Source organism: Corallococcus sp. AS-1-6, from assembly GCF_020037015.1.
Taxonomy (GTDB): domain Bacteria; phylum Myxococcota; class Myxococcia; order Myxococcales; family Myxococcaceae; genus Corallococcus.
On record NZ_JAIQDE010000067.1, the window covers coordinates 1 to 5758 of the forward strand.

The 5758-nt window shown below is 55.6% G+C and carries 2 tRNA genes and 3 rRNA genes; all 5 read left to right on the plus strand.

Annotation, left to right across the window (positions count from 1 at the left end):
* The first annotated feature begins 200 nt into the window (after positions 1-200).
* The 5 genes from K8612_RS38540 to rrf all read left to right on the plus strand — a co-directional run bounded on the left by K8612_RS38540 (position 201) and on the right by rrf (position 5703).
* Positions 201-1738, plus strand: a 16S ribosomal RNA gene (locus K8612_RS38540).
* A gap of 212 nt (positions 1739-1950) precedes the next feature.
* Positions 1951-2027, plus strand: a tRNA-Ile gene (locus K8612_RS38545).
* A gap of 46 nt (positions 2028-2073) precedes the next feature.
* Positions 2074-2146: transfer RNA gene (locus K8612_RS38550), tRNA-Ala, on the plus strand.
* A gap of 292 nt (positions 2147-2438) precedes the next feature.
* A 23S ribosomal RNA gene (locus tag K8612_RS38555) occupies positions 2439-5405 on the plus strand.
* A gap of 181 nt (positions 5406-5586) precedes the next feature.
* Positions 5587-5703 (plus strand): 5S ribosomal RNA (gene rrf, locus K8612_RS38560).
* Together the 16S, 23S and 5S rRNA genes with 2 tRNA genes alongside form the textbook arrangement of a ribosomal RNA operon.
* Positions 5704-5758: the final 55 nt, after the last annotated feature.

The following is a 5758-nucleotide window of genomic DNA, read 5'->3' on the forward strand; positions in this document are numbered from 1 at the left end:
AACAAGCGGCTCGGTCTTTGAAAACCAAATAGCAAGCCCAAGCAGTAATGGATTGCGGAAACCGCAGTCAATTTTTTGAGGGCATCTTCACCTCAAGAGCAGCGCTGAAAAGCGCAGCGAGAGGGAAGTGCCGACGAATCAGCGAGCCGAGACTCCTTAGCCGGGTCTCGGGGAACGCCGGTTCAAGCAAACCAAGAATACAATTGGAGAGTTTGATCCTGGCTCAGAACGAACGCTGGCGGCGTGCCTAACACATGCAAGTCGAGCGCGAATAGGGGCAACCCTTAGTAGAGCGGCGCACGGGTGCGTAACACGTGGATAATCTGCCTGGATGCCTGGGATAACCAGTCGAAAGATTGGCTAATACCGGATAAGCCCACGGTCTCTTCGGAGGCTGAGGGAAAAGGTGGCCTCTGTATACAAGCTATCACAACCAGATGAGTCCGCGGCCCATCAGCTAGTTGGCGGGGTAATGGCCCACCAAGGCGACGACGGGTAGCTGGTCTGAGAGGACGATCAGCCACACTGGAACTGAGACACGGTCCAGACTCCTACGGGAGGCAGCAGTGGGGAATTTTGCGCAATGGGCGAAAGCCTGACGCAGCAACGCCGCGTGTGTGATGAAGGTCTTTGGATTGTAAAGCACTTTCGACCGGGACGAAACCGTAAAGCCTAATACGCTTTGCCTTGACGGTACCGGGAGAAGAAGCACCGGCTAACTCTGTGCCAGCAGCCGCGGTAATACAGAGGGTGCAAGCGTTGTTCGGAATTATTGGGCGTAAAGCGCGTGTAGGCGGCTTTGCAAGTCGGGTGTGAAAGCCCTCAGCTCAACTGAGGAAGTGCGCCCGAAACTGCAGAGCTTGAGTGCCGGAGAGGGTGGCGGAATTCCCCAAGTAGAGGTGAAATTCGTAGATATGGGGAGGAACACCGGTGGCGAAGGCGGCCACCTGGACGGTAACTGACGCTGAGACGCGAAAGCGTGGGTAGCAAACAGGATTAGATACCCTGGTAGTCCACGCCGTAAACGATGAGAACTAGGTGTCGTGGGAGTTGACCCCCGCGGTGCCGTAGCTAACGCATTAAGTTCTCCGCCTGGGAAGTACGGTCGCAAGACTAAAACTCAAAGGAATTGACGGGGGCCCGCACAAGCGGTGGAGCATGTGGTTTAATTCGACGCAACGCGCAGAACCTTACCTGGTCTTGACATCCTCGGAATCCTTCAGAGATGAGGGAGTGCCCGCAAGGGAACCGAGAGACAGGTGCTGCATGGCTGTCGTCAGCTCGTGTCGTGAGATGTTGGGTTAAGTCCCGCAACGAGCGCAACCCTCGCCTTTAGTTGCCACGCAAGTGGATCTCTAGAGGGACTGCCGGTGTTAAACCGGAGGAAGGTGGGGATGACGTCAAGTCCTCATGGCCTTTATGACCAGGGCTACACACGTGCTACAATGGCCGGTACAGAGCGCTGCAAACCCGCGAGGGGGAGCTAATCGCAGAAAACCGGTCTCAGTTCAGATTGGAGTCTGCAACTCGACTCCATGAAGGCGGAATCGCTAGTAATCGCAGATCAGCACGCTGCGGTGAATACGTTCCCGGGCCTTGTACACACCGCCCGTCACACCATGGGAGTCGATTGCTCCAGAAGTCATCTCACCAAGAGATGCCCAAGGAGTGCTCGGTAACTGGGGTGAAGTCGTAACAAGGTAGCCGTAGGGGAACCTGCGGCTGGATCACCTCCTTTCTAAGGAGACCGGGTGTTGGACTCATCCTTCGGGAGAGTAGGCAACACCAGCAACCTTCGGGTTGTCAGGTCATCTCTAGGTCAATGTTTCCGGTAAACAATCCATTATGAACTTCGGGCTTGCTGTTTGGTTTTGAAGGACCGAGCGAAGCTGTCTCGGCTCTTTGAGAATGAAGGACGCTGTAGGGTTCTGCCGATGCTTTAGCCCCTTTGGGCCTATAGCTCAGCTGGCTAGAGCGCGCGCCTGATAAGCGCGAGGTCGGTGGTTCAAGTCCACCTAGGCCCACCACTCTCCCTCAACGGAGGGACGCGAATGGGACGCCGACGCGAGAGTCGGGGCTGTAGCTCAGCTGGGAGAGCGCCAGCTTTGCAAGCTGGATGTCGTCGGTTCGAACCCGATCAGCTCCACAAGTTTCCTGGAAGTCGCAGGGACGTTCTTTGACAAGTGCATACGAAGGGTAAGTTGCAATTTCTGCTGAGTGAAGTTCTCAACAGAAGTGCCGACTTCGAAATGAGTCTCACCTGGCGCCGCGAGGCAGCCGAGTGGGGCAAAAGCGAAGTCTCCCACACAAGAAGAAGCAGTGAGAAACAGCAATAAAGAATGTCTTCCGGGCCTGCTAGCGAAGAGCAGAGGTCTGGGCCTTGGTCTCCGAGTTTCGACAATCCGCCGGGAGGCGGGCGTTGGACAAGAGATTAGGGCAAGTAAGCTACTAAGGGCGTGCGGTGGATGCCTAGGTGCCAAGAGGCGATGAAGGACGTGGGTGGCTGCGAAAAGCTTCGGGGAGTTGCCAACCAAACGTTGATCCGGAGATGTCCGAATGGGGAAACCCAGCGCGGCGAATAGCTGCGTTACTGCAAACTGAATTCATAGGTTTGCAGAGCAAACCAGGGGAAGTGAAACATCTCAGTACCCTGAGGAAGAGAAAACAATGAGTGATTCCCAAAGTAGTGGCGAGCGAAATGGGAAGAGGCCAAACCAACGTCATGCAAATGGCGGTGGGGTAGCGGGTCCGCGGTAGGACTTTGAGAGGCTAGTGGAAGCGTCCTGGAAAGACGCACCAAAGAGCGTGATAGTCGCGTACACGAAAGCCTTTTGGAGCTGAGCGGGTTACCCAAGTAAGACGGGACACGTGCAATCCTGTCTGAATCTGCCGGGACCATCCGGTAAGCCTAAATACTCCTTGGCGACCGATAGTGAACAAGTACCGCGAGGGAAAGGTGAAAAGAACCCCGGTGAGGGGAGTCAAAAGAACCTGAAACCGCATGTCTACAAGCAGTTCGAGCACTACGGCGCAAGCCAGTGCGAGAGCGTACCTTTTGCATCATGATTCGGCGACTTAATATACGTAGCGAGGCTAAGCCGATAGGTGGAGCCGGAGCGAAAGCGAGTCCGAACAGGGCGCTAAGTTGCGTGTATTATAACCCGAAGCGGGGTGATCTACACATGGCCAGGTTGAAGTGCGGGTAACACCGCATGGAGGACCGAACTCATGAAAGTTGAAAATTTCTGGGATGAGCTGTGTGTAGGGGTGAAAGGCCAATCAAACTCCGTGATAGCTGGTTCTCCCCGAAAGATATTTAGGTATCGGCTCGGGTAATTCAATGCCGGAGGTAGAGCACTGAAACGGCTAGGGGTCTCACCAGATTACCAAACCGTATCAAACTCCGAATGCCGGCAATTGTTATCCCGGGACGCAGTCAGTGGGTGATAACGTCCATTGGCAAGAGGGGAATAACCCAGACCGACAGCTAAGGCCCCCAAATCTAGTCTAAGTGAACACTAGAAAGGATGTGGCAGGTCATTGACAACCAGGAGGTTGGCTTAGAAGCAGCCATCCTTTAAAGAAAGCGTAATAGCTCACTGGTCAAGACAGGCCGCGCCGAAAATGTAACGGGGCTCAAGACTAGTGCCGAAGCTTCGGGTCATACACGTCAGGCGTGTATGGCGGTAGGGGAGCGTCCCAGTTGCAGCGAAGGTGGACTGAAAAGGCCGCTGGAGCGACTGGGAGTGCTGATGCCGAAATGAGTAGCGATAAAGGGGGTGAGAAACCCCCTCGCCGTAAACCCAAGGTTTCCTGGGTCAAGTTAATCTTCCCAGGGTTAGCCGGGTCCTAAGCCGAGGCCGAAAGGCGTAGGTGATGGCAAGCAGGTTAATATTCCTGCGCCATCTTGCAGACGTTGAACTGAGGGAGGACGGAGAAAGCTAGGCGAGCTGACCGGTGGTTGTGTCAGTCTAAAGGCGTAGGGGTGTCGCGTACGAATAAAGGCGCGGCAGTCATCCCCGAGACCCCATGGCGCCCCGCAAGGGGTAAGTCGCTGATGCTCGGCTTCCAAGAAAAGTCCCGCAGGGAGTCTGCAGGGTGTCCGTACCGCAAACCGACACAGGTGGGTGAGGAGAAAATCCTAAGGCGCTTGAGAGAACTCTCCTCCAAGGAACTAGGCAAATTTCCACCGTAACTTCGGAAGAAGGTGGGCCTCTGGTAGGTGTAGGCGTACAGCCGAAGCCGAGAGAGGTTGCAGAGAAATGGCGGTAGCGACTGTTTACCAAAAACACAGGACTCTGCGAAGGCGACAAGCCGACGTATAGGGTCTGACTCCTGCCCGGTGCTGGAAGGTTAAGGGGATTCGTCAGCCGCAAGGCGAAGCGATGATCCGAAGCCCCAGTAAACGGCGGCCGTAACTATAACGGTCCTAAGGTAGCGAAATTCCTTGTCGGGTAAGTTCCGACCTGCACGAATGGAGTAACGACTTCCGCACTGTCTCGGAGAGGGACTCAGCGAAATTGAAATAGCTGTGCCGATGCAGTTTACCCGCAGCAAGACGGAAAGACCCCGTGAACCTTTACTACAACTTGACAGTGACACTAGGGATTGACTGTGTAGGATAGGTGGGAGCCTTTGAAGCCGGGCCGCTAGGTTCGGTGGAGGCAACGGTGAAATACCACCCTGTTGATTTCTGGTGTCTAACCACGTCTCGTCAGCCGGGACTGGGACACTGTCTGGTGGGTAGTTTGACTGGGGCGGTCGCCTCCCAAAAAGTAACGGAGGCGCGCGATGGTTCCCTCAGCCCGATTGGAAACCGGGCGTCGAGTGCAATGGCATAAGGGAGCTTGACTGCGAGACCGACAGGTCGAGCAGGTGCGAAAGCAGGTCATAGTGATCCGGTGGTCCTGAATGGAAGGGCCATCGCTCAACGGATAAAAGGTACTCCGGGGATAACAGGCTTATCTCCCCCAAGAGTTCACATCGACGGGGAGGTTTGGCACCTCGATGTCGGCTCATCGCATCCTGGGGCTGGAGCAGGTCCCAAGGGTTTGGCTGTTCGCCAATTAAAGCGGTACGCGAGCTGGGTTCAAAACGTCGTGAGACAGTTTGGTCCCTATCTGCTGTGGGCGTAGGATACTTGAGAGGCTCTGACCTTAGTACGAGAGGACCGGGTTGGAGGCACCGCTGGTGTACCAGTTGTCTCGCCAGAGGCATCGCTGGGTAGCCATGTGCCGATTGGATAACCGCTGAAAGCATCTAAGCGGGAAACCGACCTCAAGACCAGGTATCCCGGGCGCAAGCCCCTGAAGACTCGTGGAAGACTACCACGTTGATAGGCTGGGTGTGTAAGCGCGGTAACGCGTTAAGCTAACCAGTACTAATAAGTCGAGCGGCTTACTTCCCCCATTCTCTTGCATGCCCCCTCAAGGGGAGTAAGGGACTCGGGGCCAAGGCCGAGGCCAGGACGCCACTAGCGCGTCCGCCCGGAAGGCAGCTGTTTCAATTGCTTCTTCGACTTCTCGAAGAGGCTTCACTCAAGCGGAAGCTTGCAACTTACCCTTCGTATGCACCGTCATTCGTTTTTCCGGTGGCAATGTCGGAGGGGTCACACCCGTTCCCATCCCGAACACGGAAGTTAAGCCCTCCAGAGCCGATGGTACTCCGCGGGAAACCGCGTGGGAGAGTAGGTCGCTGCCGGATTCTTTTTGAAAGCCCCTGGTGCCGCAAGGCGCCGGGGGCTTTGTCTTTGCGGGCT